We start from the raw sequence: 22992 nt of genomic DNA on the forward strand, positions 1-22992 counted from the left end.
CGGTGCTCAGTCTGGGATCTTGGAGTCGACGAAGTCCGTGAGCGTGCCGACCGTCTCGAACAGGTCTGCACCGAACTCGTCGTCGTCGATTGTGATGTCGAAACGATCCTCGAGGGCGCCAACAAGCGCGACCACGCCGAACGAGTCGAGTTCGGGGAGCGCGCCGAACAGCGCGGTGTCGGCGGTGAGCTCTTCCGGCGACTGCTGCAGCTCGAGCGTTTCGATGAGGACACCGCGGATGGCATCGATCGTGGCGGTCATGGTTCTCCTTCGGGTTCAGACGAGGACTTCGGCTGGGACCGGGTGCCCCAGGAAGGCGGTGGGGCTCGCGGTGAGTCCGTACGCTCCTGCTTGGAAGATGACGATCAGGTCGTCGATGTCGGCCGGCGGCAACTCGACGTCGTCGCCAAGCAGATCGAGGGGCGTGCAAAGGCAGCCCACGACGTTGACCCCCTGGTCGCCGGCCGCGTCCGCGCGATTGCCCACGACGAGCGGATAGTTGCGGCGGATGGCCTGCCCGAAGTTCCCCGAGGCGGCGAGCTGGTGGTGCATGCCGCCGTCCACGACCAGGAACGTCTTGCCGCGGCTCACCTTGCGGTCGACGACACGCGTGACGTACACCCCGGACTCGCCGACGAGGTACCGGCCGAGCTCGATCACTGGGCTCGCCTCGGGGAATCGCTGAGCGATCTGCCCATCGACCAGATTGTGGAGGCTCGCCGCGACCGCGTCGAGGTCGAGCGGCCGGTCGCGTTCGGTGTAGGGGATCCCGAAGCCGCCGCCGAGATTCAGGTAGCGCAACGGTCCCGCCAGCCCCGCGGCGAGGTCCGTGACGAGGTCGACCGTGCGACGCTGGGCCTCCGCGATGATCTCGGCGTTCAGGTTCTGCGAGCCGGCGAAGACATGGAAGCCCAGGAGGTCCATGCCCGATCCGGCATATTCCCGCAGGACATCGGGAACCTGCTCGGCGTCGATTCCGAACTGCTGCGGGCCGCCCCCCATCCGCATCCCCGACCCCTTGACCGCAAAGTCGGGATTGACCCGGATCGCGACGCGGGGCGTCATGCCCAGGTCGTCTCCAGCGGCGAGTACCCGCCGCAGCTCCGTCGTCGATTCGATCTCCACGATGATGCCCGCGGCGACCGCCTGCCGGATCTCGGCCGGTGTCTTACCGGGCCCGGCGAAGCTGACCCGCTCTGGCCGGATCTCCGTGTCGAGCGCAGCCTGCATCTCAAGCCCCGACGCGACGTCGATCCGGTCGACACGGCGTGCGAGGTGCTGCACGATCGCCGGCATCGGGTTCGCCTTCATCGCGAAGCTCAGCTCGACTCGCTGCGGAAGCGCGGCGCGGAGCCGTTCGACCCGCGCATCCAGCTGCGCGCGGTCGTACGCGAAGAAGGGTGTGGAACCGACGCGCGCGGCCAGCCGGGTCAGCGGCATGCCGCCCACCCGCAACTCACCGTCGGTCGTCCCGAATGCCGCGACATGCTCAGCCGGCTTCATCCCGACACCTCCGCCTTGATCAGATTGCGATCGAACTTGCCGTTGGGAGACCGGGGCAGCTCGTCACGTATCTCGACTTGCCCGGGCACCATGTACATCGGAAGTCGTTGGCGCAGGGCCGTCGTGAGCCCCGAGACATCGAGGACGCCGTCCGTCGGGGTCGCGACCAGCACGATCCGCTGCCCGAGCGCAGCGTCGTCCACCCCCACGGCCACCACGTCGCGCACCAGGCCGGTGCTGTAGGCGGCCTCCTCGACCTCGGTCGGGCTGACGCGGTAGCCCGACGTCTTGATCATGTCGTCCTTGCGGCCGACGAAGTACAGGAAGCCTTCGTCGTCAGCCACGACGGTGTCACCCGACCAGACGGCCAGTTCGGGGGTGCGCCACTCGTCCCCCACGCGCTCGATCGGCTTGTACCTCTCGCGGGTGCGCACCGGGTCCTTCCAATACCCGAGGCCGACGAGAGCTCCACGGTGGACGAGCTCACCCTCCTCGCCCGGATCGCACAGCGTGCCGTCGGGGCGGAGGACGAGGATCTCGGCGTTGGGGATGGCCTTGCCGATGGAGTCCGGCCGCCGATCCACCTCCGCGGGGTCCAGGTACGTCGACCGGAACGCCTCGGTCAGCCCGTACATCAGGAAAGGATCCGCCTGAGGGAAGATCTCCCGGAGCCGCTCGAGCGTGGCCCGCGGCATCCGTCCTCCCGTGTTGGCGAAGTAGCGCAGGCGCTCAGCGGCTTCAGCCGGCCATGGGACGTCGGCCAACTGAATCCACAGCGGCGGCACGCAGGTGAGCCCGGTGACCCCATACTGCGCGCACAGCTTGGGAACTTCACGCGGAAGCAGGTAGTTCATCAGGACGCAGTGCGCGCCGACGGCAAAGGCGGTGGTCACCTGGCTGAGGCCGGCGTCGAAGCTGAGCGGCAGGACGCTGAGGATCACGTCGTCCGCGGTGTTCCCGAGGTAGGTGCTCACACTCTCGGCCCCCACGATGAGATTGCGGTGGCTCAGCACCACCCCCTTCGGCTTGCCGGTGCTTCCCGAGGTGTAGAGGATCGCGGCCGGATCCACGTCCAGCACGGCAGCGGGGCGAACGGATGCCTCGACCTCTTCCCGTTCCGGCCAGGGGTGGACGGTCACGCCGGGTGCTGCCGCGTCTGCCGAGCCCACGGCGATCACGTGCTCCACCGCGGTGTCCGGCAGGGTGTCGGCGATCTGGGCGAGGCGGTCGGCCGACGTGATCAGGTAGCGCGCACCGCTGTCGGAGAGGATGTGCCCGACCTGCGGAGCCTTCAGCACGTGGTTCACCGGAACGAACATGCCTCCAGCCACCGAGGCCCCGAACAGCCCGAGTACCGTCTCGATCCGCTTCTCGAGGTAGATCGCGACGCGGTCGCCGCGCGCCAGTCCCAGGTCGAGCAACCTGGCGGAGAGCGCTTGCGCACCGCCCCACGCCGCCGCGTAGGTGACGGTCCCACCCTTGTAACTGAGCGCCGGAGCGTCGGGGGATGCTGCAGCCGCACCCGCGAGCAGGTGGTGGAAGTTCGTGCGGATCACGGCGCGCGCCTCTCGGTGACGTAGCGATCGAACTCGGCATCGTCGTCCAGATCGACGTAGCGCCGCCCCTGCGCGTCAGCAGTGTCGCGCCGCCCCTCCCCCGCCGGCACCGCAGGTCCCGGCTGCGAGAAGCCGGAGACCTCGTCGAACACCGCGACATACGCCTCGGCCTGCGGACGCCAGTCGAGTTCGCTTGCGACGCGGGCACGCGCCTTGCGGCCGAGCTCGACGCGCAGCGCCGGGTTGTCGATGAGACGCTCCACCTGGTCCGCGAACGTGTGGATGTCGCCCGACGGCGCGTACAGCAGGGTGTCGGCGCCCGACACGCGGGTCTCGACGAGGTCGAAGGAGACCGCCGGCAGGGCGTAGGACATGTACTCCATTGTCTTGTTCATCGTCGACAGGTCGTTGAGCGGAGTCTTCAGGTCGGGACAGAGACCGATGTCGGCTCGGCTCAGGTACTCGGCGATCGCTACGCGGTCCACCCTCCCGGTGAAGGTCACCCGATCCTCCAGCCCGAGGCGAGCGGACTGGGCCCTGAGCTCCTCGAGGCAGTCGCCGAAACCCAGGAGCGTCGCCGTCACGTTGCCGCGACTTCGCTTGTTCACCAACTCATCGACGACCAGCAGCACCTGGTCGACGCCGTCCTGGGGACCCATGATGCCGAGATAGACCAGCTCGATGCCCTCTGCCGGACGGGGGTCGGCGGGGTAGATCGGTCGCATCTGCTCAGTGTCCGGCCCGCTCCTGACGACAGTGACATGGCCGGGCCGACGATTGCCACGACGGACTGCGACGGCCTTGTAGGACTCGTTGGTGGAGATGATCCGATCGGCCGCGCGGAACGTCCGCCGCTCCAGCCACCGCAGCCCCCGGTACTCCAGCCGCTTGAGCAACCCCGTGGGATGGCCGAAGCGCGAGATGAAGAGCTCCGGGTTCAGGTCATGGTGGTCGAAGACGAACCTCACTCCGCGGACACGCCACAGCAGAGCCAAGAGCCAATACGTGTCCGGCGGGTTGCAGGCCTGGATGATGTCGAACCGGCGGCGACGCCACGCTGCGAGCGAGAGCCAGGCCGTCCTGACCCAGCTGTACGCGAATTCCCACGCGAACCCGAGGAGTCCTTCCGCCTCGGGCGCGGGCGCGTACTTATAGATGTCCACGCCGTCGATGTGCTGGCGGTCGGGATCTCCGGGTCCCTTCGGACAGATGACGCTGACGCGGTAGCCTCGCGCGACGAGCGCCTGGCATTCCAGCCATACGCGCCTGTCGAGCGGCACAGGCAGGTTCTGAACGATGATCAGGACATGGGGTGACGTCATGAACCGTAGACCTCTTCCTCGATGATGCGCACTACGGCCTCCTTCGTGGGGTCCCACGACCGGCCCTCGACGGAAGAGGCTGCCGCCGCTGCCCGCGCACCGATATCAGGCGCTGTGACTGCCTGCCCCAACGCGGCGGCCAGAGCGCTGCCAGTCGGCGCCGCCCATCGCACATGCGGATTGGGAAGCACGACTCGCGCGAGGTCCATGTCGTTGACGACGGGGATGTTGCCCGCCGCCAGCATCTCCTCCGCGACCAGCGTGATATTCGTGAACGACATCGCGAGTCCGGCGATCGTGGCGCCGTACAGGTCGTTGAGCTCTCTCGTGGAAAGACGCCCGTGGAAGGTGAACGGGAAGTCGACCTGGCGCGGGCGGGCACCGTACACGTGGATCTGGTGCTCCGGATGCATCCGGTGGAACAGCCCGAGTGCTACGCAGGCCAGCTGGTACCCGCGCCTCGGGTAGTCGGGGCGGCAGTAGAAGACGATCCCCGCCCTCGACCGCGGCGGCGAGGGTGGGCTGTAGGCGGCCGAGTCGCAACCGAAGGGGACGACATCGCTCGCGAGGCCCGTCTCCCGCAGCACCATCCCATCCAGCATCTCGCCCAGTGCGATCCGGCGGAAGGGCAGCCGATACGACATCGCCGCGAACTCGTACTCGGCGCCGTGCCCGTAGAAGTAGGGCTCGTAGTCCTGCATGAAGTACAGGCGACGGGTGGGCTCCTGTGCGTACTTGGTGATGAGATGGGTGGACTCCCATCCCGAGGCGACGACGGCGTCCACGCCGGCGATCCCCTCGCGCACGTCCCGCACCTCCGCCCCGAGCTGCGGCCAGTGGCGGCGCACTATGGCGGACAGTTCGGCCACGTCCAGGCCGTGCCGGTCGTAGAAGTAGAGCACGCAGCGGTGGCCGCGGGCCTCGAGTGCGGCCACCATGCGAAACAGCGTGGTGTGCCCGCCCGATCCGGGAGCGGGAGCCGTCGACACCCAGCCGACGGTGAGAGGCGCTCCGGCGGCCGGCCTGGTCTCCGGCTCGGGAAGCGACGCGGGAACGTCGGTGAGGATGTCGGCGGCGTCGAGCTGGAAGAAGAGGTCGGCGGCGCCGCTGGAACTGTAGGCACGCCAGGCGACGCGCTGCGCCACGCCGCGGGGCCCGACGGCCCACGCGCGCCGCGCCTTGGCCAGAGTCCTGTCTATCCGGCTCATGCTCCACTCACCCGCATCGGTCCCCCGCTCTCACACACCCGACATCATCCAACGCACGTGGTACCTCTCCTGCCGCCACCGGCGTCGTGCCCGACGGAGCGCTGCCGCCGCCCGCGTGCCCCCGCCGTCGGCGCGGCGCAGCAGGCGCCGGTACTCGGGGCTATCGAAGACCTCGGCGCTGGCCTCCCGCGCGAAGCGCAGGAGATCTTCCGTCTCGGAGCGAGAGCGCCCGCGATCTCGGGCCGAAGACGCGAAGCGCAGCGCATCCTCTGCGAGGCCGCGCCCGGCCAGCGCGAGCATTCGTGAGCGGTCCGGCTCGGGCAGCGCCTCCAGAGCGTGCTCGAACGCGAGGCGACGCGCCTTGAGGTCGACGAGCGTGCCCGCGCCATCGGTCTCGCTCATGCTCTCCCCGTGCTCCCGGTGAAGCGCCTGATCGGCGCCGCCGACGTAGCCGATGTCGGACACCGCCGCCGCCCGGAGCGATATCTCCATATCCGGCGCATAGTCGACGGCGGGATTCATCGCTCCAGATTCCCGCAGGAAGGACGCACGGATGACCATCTCGGGGTTGGTGATCGCGCTGACACCCAGCCGACACCGCTCGGCTAGCCAGTCGCGCCCGGCCCACACCGACCAGCGGACGGTGGCCACGCGGCCGTCCGGCGGCGTGCTCGTCGTGAAGTGGCGCGGGTGCCCGTAGACCAGGCCTACCGACGGGTTCGCCTCGAAGAGCGCGATCGCACGTGAGAGCGATCCGGGCGTCAGCAGGTCGTCGGCGTCGAGCTTGACGACGAACTCGCCGGTCGACGCCTCCCAGCCGGCGTTGAAAGAGCGGACGTGGCCGGAGTTGACCGGATTGACCAGGAGCCGCACCCGGGCATCGCCCTCGGCCAGCCCGGCCGCGACCTCGCGGCTATCATCTGTGGACTGGTCGTCGACGACGATGACCTCAACCTCGACTCCGTCCTGGCTCAGCGCCGACCGGACGGCGTCGGGCAGGAACCGCCCGTAGTTGTAGCAGGGGATGACGACGGATGCCGTCGCCTGTGTCGCCGGCTTCACCCGCGGCGCCGTGCCGGCCCGGATCGGGCGCGGGGCGCGCGGCGACAGCCTCGCCAGCAGCCGATGCACCGTCCCGTCGAGCGCGTGCTCCTCCTGGAACCTCGTCCACCGCGAGTCACTCATCGGACACCTCCACGATGGCACTGTCGCCGCCCGCACGGATCGCCCGAACGTGTGTGCGCAACCATGGCCACATCAGCGCACCGTAGACGAGCACCGCCGCCCCTCCGCCGACCAGGAGCTCCAGCAGCGCACCCGGCAGCAGCCAACGCGCTCCCAGCGCAGCGAGCACCGCCGGCACCGTGGCGAGAGTCGGCCACCACGCGGCGCGGACGAACTCCGCCATGCGGACGCCCGTGCCGCGCAGCGCGATGGCGTAGGCCGGGAGGATCACGACGGCCGCGACCACAACGTGCACCCACCCCGCGCCGACGATGCCGTACGCGCGCGTCGCGAAGATCATGCCCACCGTCAGCGCGACGAGCCACACGATCTGGATGATCAGGACTCCGCCCGACTTCCCGCGGGCGTAGAGGTACCCCGCGAAAATATCGAAGACGACACGCATGCTCCCGTAAACACCGAGCGCCGCGAGGACCGGGGCGGCAGGCAGCCACTTGGCGCCGTACACGACCTCGATCACGGGCGCGGACAGGGCCGCCAGTGTGGCGCCGGCGGGGAGCGCACCGGCCCACGCGACGGCCGTGAGCGCTGCCAGCCCTCTACCGCCCTCGGTGGATCGTGAGAAATACGGCAGTGAGACCGATCGCACGACCTGTGCCAGAGCGCTCATCGGCCAGCTCGAGATGTTGAATGCCAGGACGTAATAGCCGAGCGCCGTGGCCCCGGCGACTCGCGCGAGGACGATGTTGTCGACATTGAGCAGCCCCCACGAGAGCATGTTGGCGGCCGCAATGGGCAGGCCGAAGGCGAGCACCGGGCCGACGACCGACCGATCGATCCCGTAGCGCGGCTTCACCCGGGCCAGCACGAACTGGAGGGCGGAAGAGACGATCTGCGCCGCGACGCGGCCGATCGCCAGGCCGAGCACGCCGAAGCCAAGACCGATGAGAACCAGCGTGACCGTGGTCGAGACGATGAAGTCGGCGACGCCGATCAGGAACATCTCCCGCTGCTGGAAGCGACGCTGCAGCAGGGCGTAGGGCACGACCGACGCGCCCGCGAGTGCGAGGGTGAAGGCGAGCACTGAGATGGCGGGAGCCGCTTCCGGGCTCCCCAGCAGATCGGCAAGCAACCCGCTGGAAAGGACGGTGATGATGGTCATCGTGGTGCCCATCGCCAGGCCCAGGGTCGCGACGGTGGGTGCGATCCGGTCCGGTTTATCGGAGCGGATGAGGTCGGCGGACAAACCGAGATCTGCGACGGTGATCAGAATGGACTGTACCGTGAGCGCCACCGCATAGACGCCGAACTGTTCGGGGCTGAGGATGCGCGCCAGGATTATCCCGACGACCAGGCTGCCCAGCCGCAGCACGATCGTGCTCATCCCGCTCCACGCGGCCGCCCGGGTCGCCTTCGCGCGCAGTCCCGGCTCCTGTCCTGTCACCTCATCCCTCCCCGTCACGAACTGCCGACGCCGTCGAGGGCGCCGTGCACCCACACGCGCACCGTCCTGCCGTCCCATAGACGCGTGAGCCGGTCCTCTACCTCCGCAGCGGCGCGATGCCACCGCCCAGCCTCTTCTATGCGCGGTTCGATCGAGGTCTCGACCTGCTCGCCGACGATCACCAGCAGGACGGTGTCGTCGAGCTGGGGCGGCGCGAGATGGGCGGCGCCGACCGCCCCGGTTACGACGACGGCTCGCCCCGAGCCCAGCACGCCGGCTAGCACCCGCTCGTTCGTCGCGTACCGGAGGCCGTGAGGAACCTCGGCAGCCGAAGCATCGGGGGAGGCCGCGCGGCCGACACGCACGAACGCGACGTCCGTGCCGTCGTTCACGACGGCCGACTCCGCACGCGCGGCGATCGCGTCCTCGACGAGCAGAGCGATGACGACATCGACGGGCAGCCCGGCCAGGAGCGTCGAGATCGCGGTGCGGTCCGGCTCTCGGCTCACGCCCCGCAGGCGGGACCATTCGCGAACCGCACGGCCCGTGACGCGTCGGCCAGCTCGCACTCCCCGTCGGGCGATGACCGACACACGCGGCGGTCGGCGGCGGGCCGGCCCGCGTGCGAGGTCGACGGCGCTGGGCTCGGCCACGTGCGCCACGCGCGCCGCGAGCTCGGGTCGGCCCGCGGCCTCGAGCTCACCGCGGAACTCCGCCCGCCATAGTTCCCAACGCTGCGCGGATGCGCCGTGGACCGACCGCCGGCGGGCGCGATGGGCGAACCCCACAGGCAGGTCGGTCAGGTGCGACAGCACCCACCGCGTGCGGTCGAGCTCTGGATGACGGAGGCCGGGATAACGCTCGGACAGTTCGACAGCCTCGCCCGGCTTGCCTTCACAGAGCACCGCCCGCAGTAGCCCTGCCCACTCCACAGGGTCGGGCTGGGACGCGCCATGTGCACGAACGACGACGCCGGTCGAGTACTCCAGGATCCGCCGTGCGCGGGACGGCTCACCGAGCTGGAGCCAGCTGCGCGCGATGCCGTACGCCGCCTCGGGCTCGAAATGCATGTTGAGGACCTTCGCGAACTCATCCAGGGCGAGCTCGGGGCGCCCCGATCGCAGCCGCTCCCGTCCAGAGGCGACGAGGATGCGATCCACGCCCGCCGGAGCGATCGGGCTCACCGCACTCGCAGCCGGCGCAGGGTACGGGTGTTCGAGTGCGAGCGGGCCGAAGAGACCGGGCTGAACGACACGCTGCCCCGCACCGGCCCGCCGGCTCAGGTCGTACCAGTCCCGGATCTGGGAGCGATTCTCGATCGAGTGCCGCGCGTGGGCAAGCTCCTGGCCCGACCGCGCGATCCGCTCCCGGAGCGTCTCGTCGCCGAGCACCTGTTCGACCTTCTCGACGACATCCGCGGTGTCGGCGAAGATGCAGTTCTCCATGTCGACGAACCCCGCCGCCTCGACCGCCTCGGTCCGCTCGGTCAGCAGGATCGCTCCCGCGGCCGGGATCTCGAAGTGCTTGCGCACCAACTCGTTGGCGATCGTCCCGCAGGTGGGGACGATCAGGGCCGAGCTCAACGATCGCGCATACGCCTCACCGCTGGGCATCCCGATCGAGGCATCGCGTCCGAACCATCCCGCATGCGGCAAGGCGCGCACAGGGAAACGCTCGGAGAGCAGGCGATCGACCCTGACCCGCCACGGATAGTTCGTCGCCCGGCTGCCGCTGAGAAGAATCGTCTGGGACTTGCCCTCCGGGTAGGAATGGAACACCGCCCGGTCGGCGAAGTTCGGCCACACGTAGGTGCGGTCGGCGATATCGGGGGTGTAGCCGGTCGCCGAGGCCGCGATCGTGAAGAAGGTCTCCACCCCCCAGTCGTCCATGTCGGAGAGGAAGACCGAACGCGTGAGGCAGTAGGCGTCCGCGTCGAGGAGACCGATCTTCGGGATCTGCGGATGCGTGTCGGTGCGAGTGATCGAGCGGTCCGGCCGAGCATACACTCCGGACTCGAACAGGGCCACGTCGGGTCGGACGCGGTCGACAACCTCGTCGTAGTCGCAGTTCTCGGCGATGACCGTGACGTTGAAGAACTGCTCGAGGCACCTGACGTGATCATCGAAATGACCGCGGATGAACTCTGGCAGATCCGTGTCGTTCAGGCGGAAGAACGCCAGACGCGGCCGTGCGGCCGCGTCCGCAGAGAATGCTGCCGCGAGGTCAGCCATGGCCCCGCGTGGCGGTTGACAGCTCGTGAACGACCCGCACCTGCTGGTCGGGCACGATGTGAGGGAAAATCGGCAGCGACAGGATCGTGTCGGCAGCGCGCTCGGCGACCGGGAACTGCCCGCGGCGATATCCGAGCCCCTCGTAGGCCTCGGTGAGATGCACCGCAGTGGGGTAGTGGATGCCGACGCCGATGCCGGCGGCACCGAGTTCGGCCGCCACGCGGTCCCGGTCGTCGACGCGGACGACGTAGAGATGCCAGACGTCCTCGTTGCCCGGACGCGTCGCGGGCAGCCGCACGCCGTCGACCTGCGCGAGTAGGTCACCGTATCGGGCGGCGGCCGCGCGTCGCGCGGAGTTCCAGCCGTCGAGCCGGCGGAGCTTCGCCCGCAGCACCGTGGCCTGCACGGCGTCGAGCCGCGCGTTCATGCCGATGTGGTCGTGCACGTACTTGACCGAGCTGCCGTGGGCGGCCAGGTTGCGGATGAGCGCAGCGACGCCTGCATCATCGGTCATGACCGCACCCGCGTCGCCCGCCGCACCGAGGTTCTTGCCGGGGTAGAAGCTCGTCGCGGCGACCCTGCCCAAGGCGCCGGCACGCCCGGCGGGACCCGACGCACCCTGGGACTGTGCGGCGTCCTCGACGACCTCCAGGTCGTGCTTCCGGGCGATAGGGGTGACGAGCTCCAGCGGCGCCGTCTGACCGAACAGATGCACGGGCGCGATCGCCTTGGTACGGGGGGTGATAGCCGCTTCGATCGCGTCCGGGTCGATGAGCAGGTACTCGTCGTCGACGTCCACGAAGACGGGCACCGCCCCGATGCGCGAGGCGGCCTCTGCGGTGGCGATGAAGGTGTTCGCAGGCATGATGATTTCGTCGCCCGGCTCGACTCCGATCGCCCGGTAGGCGAGCTCGAGCGCATCCGTGCCGTTGGATACGCCCACCACGTGCTCGACGCCGATGTATGCGGCGTATTCGTATTCGAACGTCTCGACCTGGGGGCCGCCGATGAAGGACGCCGACGTCAGCTGCTCGCGCCAGATCGGGAAGACCTCCTCGGCGATCTCCGCCTGCTGGGCGGTGAGATCGAGGAAGGGGACATTGGTGCTCACGCGCGTGCTCCGATCTCGCGGGCGGGCACACCGGCCCACGTCGCCTCCGTGGGGACGTCCTGCAGCACGACGGCCCCCATCCCCACCGTGGACTCGGAGCCTATCGTCAGCCCCTGCCGTACGGACGCATTCATGCCCACGTAGGCGGCTTCCCCCACCCGGACGGCTCCCCCGAGCGAGACCCCCGCGGCGAGCGTCGCGAAGTCCTCGAGGGTGTCATCGTGAGTGATCGTGCAGTTCGGCATGACCACAACGTGGTGGCCGATCACGGCATCCGCGGTCACCACCACGCTGTCCAGCACAATGCTGCCGGCCGCGATGTCGCTCGATCTACCGATGCGCGCGGAGCGGGCGACGAAGGTCGCGTACCGCTCCTCGTCGACGCCGAACTTGCGAAAACGGCGCACGACGTTGCGGCGGCTCTGGCTCGGGCCGACGCAGACGAGAAGCGACTCGGCGCGTGCGACGGCGTCGGCGACGGAGCCGACGACGGGAACGCCGTCGATCTCCGTCTCATGCAGCTCGACATTGTCGTCGAGGATGCCGACGACACCCGTGATCCCCGCTGCCAGCACCTCGCGCGCCAGCCCGCTCGCCCCCACGAGCAGAAGTCCTGCCGCCACTACGCCGCTCCGATCGGCGCGCGCAGGACGGCGATCACGCGATCCTGGTCCTCCTGCGTCAGCTGGTGGAAGACCGGAAGGATGAGCGTCTTCTCGTTGAGTCTCTCGGTGACCGGCAGGCCCCCTTCGGGGGTGAGATCACGGTACGGGGGCTGCCGATGCGCTGCCATGATTCCCCGGCGCGCCGAGATGTCGGCGTTCGCAAGAGCCTCGAGAAGACCGTCGCGATCGGTCGGGTACTCATCGCCGACCTCGACCCAGAACGACTGGAAGTTGCCCGTGCCGTATTCGGGATCGGTGACTGCCCGCAGCCCGACGATCTCCTCGATCGCCCCCTGGTACCGCTCGGCGATCTCGCGGCGCCGCGCGACGATCTCGGGCAGTCGCCCGAGCTGCACGAGCCCGACCGCGGCCTGAAGATCGGTCATGCGGAAGTTGAAGCCGACCTCGGTGTACTCCTCGGCGGGCGGCAGCAGCGACGCGTGGCGGTCCGCCGCCGAGACGCTCATCGCGTGCTCGCGGAGGTGCCGTGCCCTGTCAGCCCAGTCGGGATTCGACGTCGTGATCATCCCGCCCTCGCCTGTCGTGAGGAGCTTGCGGGGGTGGAAGGACCACGCGGCGATCTCGGCGCCGGCCCCGACGGGACGGCCCTTGTACGTCGAGCCCGCGCCGCACGCGGCATCCTCGATGACGACGATGTTCAGCTGATCGGTGAAGGCCCGGATGTCGTCGATGTCGACCGGAACGCCACCCTGATCGACGGCGATCACCGCGCGCGTCTGAGGAGTCAGGGCCTCCGCGACCGTGTGACCGGTCACGTTGCCCGTGACGGCGTCGACCTCCGCGAACACGGGGTTCGCCCCGACGTAGGTGACCGCGTTCGTGGTGGCGATGAACGAGAACGACGGCACCACCACGTCGTCGCCCGGGCCCACGCCCGCGACGATGAGCGCGAGATGCAGCGCCGTCGTGCAGCTGCTGGTCGCAACGGCGAAGCGGGCCTGCATCGCGTCCGCGAACTCCTCCTCGAAGCGCGCCACCCGTGGGCCCTGTGCGACCCATCCGCTGGCGATCGCCGCGGCGACGGCATCCGCCTCCTCCTGGCCGAGCCAGGGCACCATCACGTTGATGCGGTCGCTCATGAGACGGGGACCGCCCGACCCGCCGCGATCTCCTCGCGCAGCGGCTGCCACCAGTCGACGAGCTGGCGCAGGCCCTCGTCGATGCCGATGGTCGCCTCGAATCCGAGGTCGCGCCGCGCGGCCGACGTGTCGGCGAGGCGCCGCGCGACGCCGTTCACGGCACGCTCCGGGCCGTGCTCGACACCCAGGTCCGAGCCCATCACGCGCAGCAGCGCCTCGGCGAGCTCGAGCAGGCTGGTCTCGGCGCCGCTGGCGATGTTGTAGGTGCCTTCGACCACGTCGCTCTGCGCGGCGAGCAGGTTGGCGCGCGCGATATCGGGCACGCACACGAAGTCCATCGTCTGCTGGCCGTCGCCGAAGATGAGCGGCGGCTTGCCGTCGGCGATGCGCTCCATCCACCGCACGAGCACCTCGGTGTACAGACCGTGGACATCCATTCGCGGGCCGTACACGTTGAAATAGCGCAGCAGCACGTAGTCGAGCCCCTGCATGGCACGGAAGCTGCGGATCAGGCCCTCGTTGAACGTCTTGGCCGCCCCGTACAGGGTGTCGTTGTTCTCGTGGTGGTGGCGCTCGGTCGTGGGGAACTCCTCCGCCATGCCGTAGACGGACGCGCTGGATGCGGCGATCAGCTTCTTCACACGGTGCTTCGCGGCGGATTCCACAACGTTGAACGTGCCGTCGACGAGCACCTCGAGTGCGAGCCGCGGCTCTTCCGCGCACTGGGTGATGCGGATCGCCGCCTGGTGGAAGACGACGTCCTTGCCGGCGGTGAGGTCGTCGATGAGCTTCGCGTCGCGGATGTCGCCGTCGACGAGCTCAACCTTCCCGGTCGCCAGCGCGGCGTCGAGGTTCGCCCGGCGACCGCGCACGAGGTTGTCGAGAACGTCGACGTGGGCGACGCCGGCGTCGAGGAGCTGGTCGACGAGTGTCGAGCCGATCGTCCCGGCGCCGCCGGTGACGAGGACGCGGGTGCCTTCGAGAGTGGTCATGCTTCCTGCACTTCCTTGATGTGAGATGCGACGTGATGGGGCGCACCGTCTGCGCCCAGGCTGGTGGAGGCCGCTTCGAGCACCGAGAGCACGCGCAGGCCGGACTCGCCGCTCGTGCGGGCCGGGCGGGCATCGCGGATCGCCGCGGCGAACTCGCCCGCGACGTTCGCAAGCGCCTCGCGCTCGGGCAGCGCGGGCGCCCACGTGTCGCCGAGTCGATACGAGATGTTCGCCGCACGCGTGTCGGCCGTCGCCTTGGACTGCAGGGCCAGGTCGACGCCACGGTCGTAGACGCTCACCCGCTGCTGCGGATTGAGGTCGTCCCATACGAGCGTGCGCCTGGTGCCGCCGATCACCATCTGCCGGATCTTGGTGGGGCTCAGCCAGTTGACATGGACGTGAGCGATCCCGCCACTGGTCAGGGGCATCGCGAGGTAGCCGATGCACGCCTTGCCCGTGCGCAGCGGGTCCGAGCCGTGCGCCGACACCGAAGTGACGTCGAGACCGCCGGGGAGGATGAAGTCCATGATCGACAGGTCGTGAGGGGCGAGGTCCCAGAACACGTCGACGTCGGGCTGGATCAGGCCGAGGTTGATGCGCACGCTGTCGACGAAGAGGATCTCGCCGAGCGCCCCGTCCTCGATGAGCTCTCGGATCTTTAGGACCGCAGGCGTGTAGCAGTAGGTGTGGTCCGCCATGAGGACCAGACCGTTCTCACCGGCGCGCTCGACCATCTCGACGCCGCGCTCGCGGGTGTCGGCCAGGGGCTTCTCGACCATGACGTGCTTCCCGGCATCCAGCGCGGCCAGCGCGATCGGATGGTGCGTGCGCGCGGGCGTGGCGATGGCGATGGCATCGATCGCCGGGTCGGCGAGCACGTCATCGAGGCTCGGTGTGATGGGGACCCCGCCGACGCTGTCGGCCACGCGCTGGGCGCGTTCGAGGTCCAGATCGCAGATCGCAGCCAGGTTCCAGTCCGCCGACGCACGGAAGTTGCGGGCCAGATTCGGCCCCCAATACCCCGCACCGATGACGGCGACGCTCAGTCGTGAAGACACGTCGGATTACCCCCATTTCCTTCTCTCCAGTCCCCAAACCGGAGTGATCACTGCTGCAGAACCCCGTCGACTAGTTGTCGGGATCGAAGATGACGTCTACCCAGTACTTGTTGCTGCTGATGTTGGTCGGATTGGATGTCCCGAATCCGGCCACGCCCCCATTGGCGACTGTAGACAAGGGGGCCACTGTTACGGAAGAGGCCAGTGCACCGTCGGTCACGGCATACCGTCCGGAGGAGCTATAGAGCGTCACCCGGTACTCCGTGCCGACGGTCAGTCTCACCGGCGACGAGAGCAACGCGCTCTGCCATCCGGACGATGTCTCGTTCTGGAACGTGACCTGGGCGAGGACCGTGCCGGTCGCGCTGCGCAGGTAGCCCGTGTGGGTGCCCGTGTTGAGGGTGCCCTTGTAGTACTTGATCGTTGTGACCACACCGGGAGCACTCGTGCGGAATCTCGTGCCCACCTGGTAGGCCAGCACCGCACTCGCGTTGGAGTTCGTGGGAGTTCCGGTCGCGAACAGGCTCACCTGGTCCGGCTTGGCCATCGTGGTGAACGACCACGTTCCGCCGGTCACCGCACCACCGTTGGCGGTCACCGTCGCGGTGTAGGTCTTGGTCCAGTCGAGGGCAGCCGCCGGCACGAAGCTCGCTACGCGCGTCGTCGCGTTGTACGTCGACGTGCCGGCGATGTTCGTCGCTCCCTGCGCCAGCGTGATCGCCCCGGCCTGCGCGCCGCTCGACAGAGTCGCCGTGATGGTGAGCGCCGACGGGTTCACGTTCGTCGCGCCCGACGCCGGCGAGCTCGACGTCCGGGTCGCCTGGGCGATCGTGGTGAACGACCAAGTGCCGCCGGCCAGCGCCGCTCCGTTCGCGGTTGCCGTGACCGAGTAGGTCCGCGAGAAGCCCAGCGCCGCCGCCGGTGTGAAGGTGACCACCCCCGTCGACACGTTGAAGCTGGACGCGCCGGCGACCGCGGCGCCGCCGGTCGCGACGCTGATCGCCGCGGACGACGCGTTCGAGATCGTCGCCGTGATGGGCGCGTTGACGAGCACCCCGGTCGCCGACGACCCGGGCGTCCTGGCGGTGATCGCCGGGTTGGCGATGGTGGTGAACGACCACGTGCCCGAGGCCACGGCCGTGCCGTTCGCCGACACGGTCGCGGTGTAGGTCTTCGCCCGGTCCAGTGGTGCAGTCGGAGTGAAGGTGACGACGCCCGTCGAGGCGTTGAAGCTTGAGGTTCCGGCCACCGCGTTGGCGCCGGCATTGAGCGAGAGGGTCGCGTTCACCGCGCCGGTCAGGGTGGCGGTGACCTGGGCAGTGGCAGGATCGACCGTGCTGGCTCCTGCGGCGGGTGTCGTCGCGGTCAGCGTCGCCACCGGGAGGGTGGAGAACGACCACACCCCGCCCGTCACGGCCGCGCCGTCCGCCGTCACCGAGAGCTCGTACGTCTTGCCCCACTGCAACGAGGCCGCCGGGACGAACGTGACGGTGCCCGTGGACGGGTCGAAGCCGGACGATCCGGGGACCGCTGCGCCGCCGCTGCTCAAGGTCATCGACGCGGCGGTCGCGTTGACGAGCGTGGCCGACAGCGTCGCCGTCGCGGGATCGACGTTGGTGGCCGACTGGGCGGGCGTGCGGTTGCTGATCGACGGCGCCGCAAGCGTCGAGAACGACCAGGTGCCGTCCGCGACCGGCTGCTGACCCACGCTGACCGAGACCAAGTAGGTCTTGCCCCGCGCCAGAGCCTCCGTCGGCACGAAGCTCACCACGCCCGTGGCGGCGTCGAAGGTGCTCGCGCCCGCGACGGCGGTGCCGCCTGTCGACACCGCCATCGTCGCCGACGTCGCATGCGCGACGGTCGCATTGATCACCGTCGTCGTCGAGACCCCCGTCGCATCGGCGCTCGGAGTCCGCGACGACAGGGCCGGTGCTGAGGGCGGCACGACGGTCGGCGGCGGCCCAAAGTCGATCTCCACATCGGCGAAGTAGGCCGACCCACCCCAGCTCGAGGTGGGGAAGCCGCCGTTCGCCCCGTAGAAGAAACGCCCGTTGTCGGTGGACGGCCCCGTGATGTCGCCCGAGACACGTGCCTGCGAGAAGTACCCGCTGGTGTACCCGTAGCCGCCGTTCGGCGCGAAGTACGACACGACATAGGTGACGCCGGGCTTCACGAGGGTCGGTGTGCTGAGCACGGCCCGCTGCCATCCCGAGGCCGATTCGTTCTCGAACGTTACGTGCGCGAGCTCCTGGCCGGTCGAGGTCCACAGGGTTCCCCGATGCGTGCCAGTGGACCCCTCGCCCTTGTAATAGCGCAACGCCGTCACGTTGCCCGCCTTGGCCACCGTGAACGCGGTGCCGAGCTCCACCGGGTCGGTCTCGGCCACGGACGCGACGGTGGGCGACGCATCGCCGAACAGCGTCTGGACCTCGCCGGATGCCGGCGGCCCGACCGACTCGAACGTCCAGGAGTGCAGGCCCAGCCCCCCGAGGGTCACCGTGGCGGTGTACGAGGTTGCATACGCGAGCGCACTGTCCGGCTGGAACGACACGGTGCGGGTCACCGCATTGTAGGTGGCCTCGCCCTCGGTCTCGGCGCCGCCGGCCACGACCGTGATCCCGACGGACTGGCCGGCCGCATCGCGGTTGAGCGTCGCGGCGATCGGCGCGTCGATGGCCACCGCCGTCGCGGCGTCGGCCGGCGAGGTCGACTCCACGGCGAGCGGGGTCTCTCCCTGCGAGTCGGGGACGAACTCGAGATCCACGAAGTAGTTGGTCGAGTTCCAGGTCGAGGTCGGCATCGCCGCGCCATCGCCATAGCGGAAGACGCCGTTGGCGGGACTGACAGCGGTGAGCGGACCCGACGACACTGGCGCCGCGAAGTATCCACCCGTGTATGAGTAGCCGCCGCGGGGAGCGAGGTAGGACACCGTGTACACCTGTCCGGCGGTGAGGGCGACCGGCTGCTGGAGCACCACGCGCTGCCAGCCGCTGGCGGTCTCCGACACGAAGGTGGCCTGCGCCAGGCGCTCGCCCGCCGCATTCCAGATCGATCCCACGTGGGTTCCGGTGTTCGAGGTCGACTTGTAGAACCGGATCGCGGTGGCATTGCCGTCCGACGCCGTGGTGAACGACATCCCGAGCTCGACCGATGCCGTGTCCGACGCCTCGGTCTGCGCCGGAGTCGCTGCGCCCAGGAGCGAGAAGATCGTCGCCGAGCCGACGGCCGTGAACGACCAGCCGACATCAGCGCCGGCCACGCCGGACTCAGAGACGATGCCGGTGATGGCGACCGAGACCTGCGCCCACGAGGAGTACGGTGCCGAGGGCGTGAAGCTCAGCGTCTTCTTGTCGCCCGAAAGCGACCACGATCCAGCCACCGGGCTGCCGTTCGCCTTGACCGTGCCGGTGTATCCGCCGCGCAGCGCGCCGCTGAACGTCGCAGAGATCGGCGCATTCGCCGCGACGGCGGTCGCGCCGGCGGCGGGCGACGAGCTCGTCAGGACGGGGCTGTCGCCGAGCGGCTGGAAGACCACGTCCACGCCGTAGTCGGTGGTCGAGCTCTGCGTCGGGAACCCGTTGGAGTAGGTGAAGACCGATCCGGCGGCGGCGACGGTGAGGGGTCCGCGGGTGTACTCCTGCGCGAACGTCGCCGGGGTGGCCGAATACCCGCCCTGCGAGGCGCGGTAGGACACTACGTATCGCACGCCGGGCTGTACCGTCACCGGAGTCGATAGGTTGGCCTTCTGCCACCCGGAGGCCGACTCGTTGGTGAAGTCCACGGTCGCCAGCGCAGTGCCGGAATCGTCCCAGAGCGTGCCGACGTGAGCGCCCATGTTGCCAGGTCCCTTGAAGAACTTCAGCGCACTGATCTTGCCAGGGATGGCGACGGTGAACCCGACACCGAGCGTGACCGACGACGTGTCGGAGTCGCTCTGGATCGCCGGCACGCGGCTCTCGTCGAAGAGGCTGCACGGGCACTGCCCATCGGACTGGCCGTCTGCACGCGTCGTGAACGTCCAGCCGGAATCGGGCGCCAGGCCCACTCCCGCGGCGTCCTGCGCGACCGGCGTCACCGTGTACGCCGTGCTCGGCGCGTACGTCCCCGTGGGAACGAACCGGATCACGCGAGTGGCCGAGTCGTAGGTGACCGTCCCCGGCACGGTGGCGCCGGAGGGATCCTTGATCGTCAGACCGACGGACTCTGGCGTCGCCGGCCTCGTCAGGGTCGCCGTGACCGGGGCGTCCAACGCGACGCTGGCGGCCCCCGCGCCGGGCGTGCGCAGCTGGATCCGCAGGGGCGACGTGTCGGACTTGGTGAACTCCACGTCCACGAAGTAGTTCGCGTCGGACCAGGTCGAGGTCGGGAACTGCCCGGCCACGCCGTACACGCCGGCGGTGTTCGCGCCGGTGGCCGACGTCACCTTCACCGGCGACGAGGGCCGCGCATTGTACGGCCAGTAGCGTTCCTGGTAGGCGTAGCCGCCCTGGGGCGCCGTATACGACACCGTGTATGTCTGGCCCGCGATGATCGGCACGGGTGAGGAGAACCGAGCGGTCTGCCAGCCGGTGGCCGACTCGGTCGCGAAGGTCACCGTGGCCAGGCGTACGCCCGCCTCGTCCCAAAGCGACCCGACGTGCTGGCCGAGGTTGCCGGCTCCCTTGTAGAAGCGCACGCCACTGGCATATCCGTCCAACTCGGTCGAGAAGCGCAGCCCGAGCTCTACCGCCTGGCTGTCATCGGTGGACGGGTTGGCCGGAGTGGCGTTGCCCAGCGCCGAGTAGGGACCGCCGACGGTGATGGCGCGGCTCACGCCGGTCGACGAGTAGTTGGCGCTGTCGTCGATCGCGCGGGCCGTGATCGTCTGGGCGCCGTCGCCCTGCTGCACGTAGGTGAAGGTCCAAGAGGTGGTGCCTTCGGCTCGGCGCCACGTCGTGCCCCCGTCGGTGGAGACCTCGACGCCGGCGACGCGGCCGCCGACGTCCGAGGCCGTGCCCGTCACGGTGACGGCGGTGCCGTTCGGGATCGCCTGGCCGGCCGCCGGCGAAGTGATCGTGGTGGTCGGCGCCGTGGTGTCCGTGCTCTTGGTGGCCGCGAACAGTCCCGACATCAGCGTCGAGGGCTGGGCGCCCATGTCGGCCAGGAGGTTCACGGTCGCCTGCTGAATGCGCGAATCGGAAGTGCCCTGGCGTCCGTCGTGCACGTCGTCCAGGCCCCAGCCCCAGCGGATCGTACCCGCCGAGAAGACAAGCGCACCGCTGGGCGCACGGTACAGGGTGATGTGGTGCTGCGTGGTTCCCGCGGCCACGACGTTCCCGTAGTCGCGCAGGTACTGCGTCGTCGGCGCGACGGTGGTCGACATGCGGATCAGGCCCGCCGGGCGGAATCCGTTGTCGACGTCCTCGTTCGTCTCGTAGCCGAGGATCCCGTCGCCCAGGCTGACGCTGGTCCCCGATGCGATGTTCGACAGACCGGCGTTGCGCCAGACCCGGAGCTTGCCCTCCTCCGAAGTGACCTTCATGGGCAGGTCGATGTCGTTGACCATGTACATCGTGCCGGTGAGCGCGTTCTCCGGGTTGTGCGCTCCCTGCGCGGACGTGGCGTATCGGGGGTCGCGCGAGGTTCCGGTCCACTGCTCGTCGGGGTCGATCTTCCCGTACGCCCAGGTCTCCTTGTACGTGACCAGCGTGCGGTAGGGCGTGTGGGAGCCGTCGACCGACGACTCCCAGCGCACACGCCAGTAGCCTTCGTTGCCTGTCAGGAACTGGAAGTTCACGCCGGCGTCCCGCGCCGCCTCCATGTTGGCGCGCTGAGCGCCGGACCAGTACTCGTCGTGACCGACGGACAGGAAGACCTTATGGTTGAGCAGCTCGGAGCCTCGGCGGTCCGTGTCGATGTCGGTGGTGTAGCTGACGTCGTAGCCGTTGCGCTCAAGGAAGCGGACGGTGGGGTATTCGGAGTCGAAATAGAAGTCGCGTTGAGTGTCACCCGACGGCGAGTTGAGATCTGTGGAGTCGCGCGTCGCGAAGGGGCGGTTGTAGCTCAGCTTGTACGCGCGGTTGTTGGCACCTCCCTGGTAGAAGTTCGCGCCGCCGTAGGTGTTGTACGCGTGCCACGTCGTGTCGGAGGTCTGGAAGAACACGTCCGAGGTGTTGCCGTCCTTGCGCACGATGAATGTGATGTGGCTCGCATCGCCGTTGGAGCGCGTCAGCTTGGCGATGTAGACGCCCGAGACCGCGCTCGTGGGCACATCCCATGATGCCGAGACGCCCCAGGTGCCACAGTCGTACAGCCCGGTGCTGGCCTCCGAGATGCACTGGGGCTGGTGCTGCGGCAGCGGCGCGGTGACGGGGACCGAGGTGATGAACCGCGCTCCGAGCCCCTGGTACCACCCAGTGCGATAGATGTCGATCGTGTAGGCCGAGGCATCCGTATCGATCTTGAAGTCGATCTTCGAGCCTGCGTTGACGGAGATGTCGGTCGCGAAGCCCTGGATGCTCGAGTCGCCGGCGCCGGAGACGTCCCACACGTCCGGGTCCGTGCCCGGCTTCTGGTTCTCGCAGACGATGGGGTTGATCGTCGCCCCGCAGGGGCTGCCCGCGGCCTGCGCTGCGGGCGTCGGCGCGAAGGCGACGAACGCCGCTGCGATGAGCGCGACCACGGCCACGAACGTGCTGATCCGGGCACCACGGGGCCACCGCCGACGAACTCCGACCGTCCCCATTGCAAAGTTCGTCATGATCCCCAGTCCCCGCCGACGTCGCGGTCATCCGACGCTGCGACCCCCGTCGCAGCGCGAGCTCCGGATCGCGCGCCGTCAAATCCCCATGGCGCAACGATTCGGGTCTCCCCGCGGGCAGTATATCCTCATGCCGCCCCTCCGTGGAGGGGGAGCATGGCGTACCTTTACCCACTCTTGAGGGAGAGCCCGGGCCCTCGACTGATACATCTTTCGAAGCAGACCCCGGCCCCGCGACGCGAGGAACCAGAAGACATGTCAGACGCACCCGTGATCCAAGCATCCGCCGATGTCGCCGACAGTGCCGAGCTCGGCGCCCGTACGCGCGTCTGGCATCTGGCGCAGGTACGCGAAGGTGCGCGGCTCGGCACCGACTGCAACATCGGCAGGGGAGCGTACGTGGGCCCCGACGTCATCATGGGCGACAGCTGCAAGCTGCAGAACTACGCGCTCGTGTACGAGCCCGCGCGTCTGGGCGACGGAGTGTTCATCGGGCCGGCCGCCGTGCTCACGAACGACGAGTTCCCGCGGGCGGCGAACCCCGACCTCTCCCTCAAGAGCGCGGACGACTGGCATGCGGTCGGCGTCACGATCGGCGACGGCGCCTCCATCGGGGCGCGCGCAGTGTGCATCGCTCCGGTGACGATCGGAGAGTGGGCCCTCGTCGCGGCCGGGGCGGTCGTCACCAAGGACGTGCCCGCCTACGCGCTGGTCGTGGGTGTTCCTGCGCGACGCATCGGGTGGGTCGGCAAGGTCGGCAAGCCACTCGTCCAGGAGGGTGGCGCGTGGGTCTGCCCCGAGTCGGGTGACCGCTACATCCAGGAGGGCGAGCGACTCCGTCCTGTGGACTGACGGATGCCTCGGGCCGAGGCATCCGT

The 22992-nt window shown here is 69.1% G+C and carries 15 protein-coding genes; 1 reads left to right on the forward strand and 14 read right to left on the reverse strand.

The window, feature by feature from the left end; all coding sequences use genetic code 11:
- Positions 1 to 6: 6 nt before the first annotated feature.
- The 14 genes from RS82_RS05835 to RS82_RS05900 all read right to left on the reverse strand — a co-directional run bounded on the left by RS82_RS05835 (position 7) and on the right by RS82_RS05900 (position 22042).
- On the reverse strand, positions 7 to 261 hold the full coding sequence (locus tag RS82_RS05835) for an acyl carrier protein (RefSeq protein WP_045297605.1): 255 nt from the start codon (positions 259 to 261) through the stop codon (positions 7 to 9).
- A 15-nt stretch (positions 262 to 276) separates the two neighbouring features.
- Positions 277 to 1503: a pyridoxal-dependent decarboxylase, exosortase A system-associated gene (locus tag RS82_RS05840; RefSeq protein WP_045297606.1), complete on the reverse strand. Its 1227-nt coding sequence runs from the start codon at positions 1501 to 1503 to the stop codon at positions 277 to 279.
- The gene (locus tag RS82_RS05845) at positions 1500 to 3059 is read right to left on the reverse strand and encodes an acyl-CoA ligase (AMP-forming), exosortase A system-associated (protein WP_211255872.1); all 1560 of its coding nucleotides are present in this window, start codon (positions 3057 to 3059) and stop codon (positions 1500 to 1502) included. Before RS82_RS05845 ends, RS82_RS05840 begins: the two co-directional genes overlap by 4 nt.
- Positions 3056 to 4381 (reverse strand): glycosyltransferase family 4 protein, encoded by a 1326-nt coding sequence (locus tag RS82_RS05850; RefSeq protein WP_045297608.1) that lies wholly within the window; start codon positions 4379 to 4381, stop codon positions 3056 to 3058. Before RS82_RS05850 ends, RS82_RS05845 begins: the two co-directional genes overlap by 4 nt.
- A complete protein-coding gene (locus RS82_RS05855) occupies positions 4378 to 5589 on the reverse strand; it encodes a rhamnosyltransferase WsaF family glycosyltransferase (protein WP_045297609.1) in 1212 nt (403 codons plus the stop codon). Before RS82_RS05855 ends, RS82_RS05850 begins: the two co-directional genes overlap by 4 nt.
- A 30-nt stretch (positions 5590 to 5619) precedes the next feature.
- Positions 5620 to 6774, reverse strand: coding sequence for a glycosyltransferase family 2 protein (locus RS82_RS05860; protein ID WP_052676717.1), 1155 nt, complete (start codon positions 6772 to 6774; stop codon positions 5620 to 5622).
- Complete coding sequence (locus RS82_RS05865; protein WP_169748675.1) at positions 6767 to 8218, reverse strand: lipopolysaccharide biosynthesis protein; 1452 nt, start codon at positions 8216 to 8218, stop codon at positions 6767 to 6769. The genes RS82_RS05860 and RS82_RS05865 overlap by 8 nt, the downstream gene beginning before the upstream one ends.
- A 14-nt stretch (positions 8219 to 8232) precedes the next feature.
- Positions 8233 to 10449 (reverse strand): glycosyltransferase, encoded by a 2217-nt coding sequence (locus tag RS82_RS05870; RefSeq protein WP_052676719.1) that lies wholly within the window; start codon positions 10447 to 10449, stop codon positions 8233 to 8235.
- Entirely contained in the window at positions 10442 to 11560 is a 1119-nt protein-coding gene (locus RS82_RS05875) for a DegT/DnrJ/EryC1/StrS family aminotransferase (protein WP_045297610.1), read from the reverse strand. Before RS82_RS05875 ends, RS82_RS05870 begins: the two co-directional genes overlap by 8 nt.
- Entirely contained in the window at positions 11557 to 12183 is a 627-nt protein-coding gene (locus RS82_RS05880) for a NeuD/PglB/VioB family sugar acetyltransferase (protein ID WP_045297612.1), read from the reverse strand. Before RS82_RS05880 ends, RS82_RS05875 begins: the two co-directional genes overlap by 4 nt.
- A complete protein-coding gene (locus RS82_RS05885; protein WP_045297613.1) occupies positions 12183 to 13325 on the reverse strand; it encodes a DegT/DnrJ/EryC1/StrS family aminotransferase in 1143 nt (380 codons plus the stop codon). The genes RS82_RS05880 and RS82_RS05885 overlap by 1 nt, the downstream gene beginning before the upstream one ends.
- On the reverse strand, positions 13322 to 14317 hold the full coding sequence (locus RS82_RS05890; RefSeq protein WP_045297614.1) for an NAD-dependent epimerase/dehydratase family protein: 996 nt from the start codon (positions 14315 to 14317) through the stop codon (positions 13322 to 13324). The genes RS82_RS05885 and RS82_RS05890 overlap by 4 nt, the downstream gene beginning before the upstream one ends.
- The gene (locus RS82_RS05895) at positions 14314 to 15375 is read right to left on the reverse strand and encodes a Gfo/Idh/MocA family protein (protein WP_045297616.1); all 1062 of its coding nucleotides are present in this window, start codon (positions 15373 to 15375) and stop codon (positions 14314 to 14316) included. The genes RS82_RS05890 and RS82_RS05895 overlap by 4 nt, the downstream gene beginning before the upstream one ends.
- Positions 15376 to 15445: 70 nt before the next feature.
- Positions 15446 to 22042: a DUF4082 domain-containing protein gene (locus RS82_RS05900; protein WP_052676720.1), complete on the reverse strand. Its 6597-nt coding sequence runs from the start codon at positions 22040 to 22042 to the stop codon at positions 15446 to 15448.
- Positions 22043 to 22369: 327 nt separating this feature from the next.
- Between RS82_RS05900 and RS82_RS05905 the strand changes: the two genes are divergently transcribed.
- On the forward strand, positions 22370 to 22966 hold the full coding sequence (locus RS82_RS05905; RefSeq protein ID WP_045297617.1) for an acyltransferase: 597 nt from the start codon (positions 22370 to 22372) through the stop codon (positions 22964 to 22966).
- The last annotated feature ends 26 nt before the right edge of the window (positions 22967 to 22992 follow it).

The organism is Microbacterium trichothecenolyticum (assembly GCF_000956465.1).
Taxonomy (GTDB): Bacteria; Actinomycetota; Actinomycetes; order Actinomycetales; family Microbacteriaceae; genus Microbacterium; species Microbacterium trichothecenolyticum.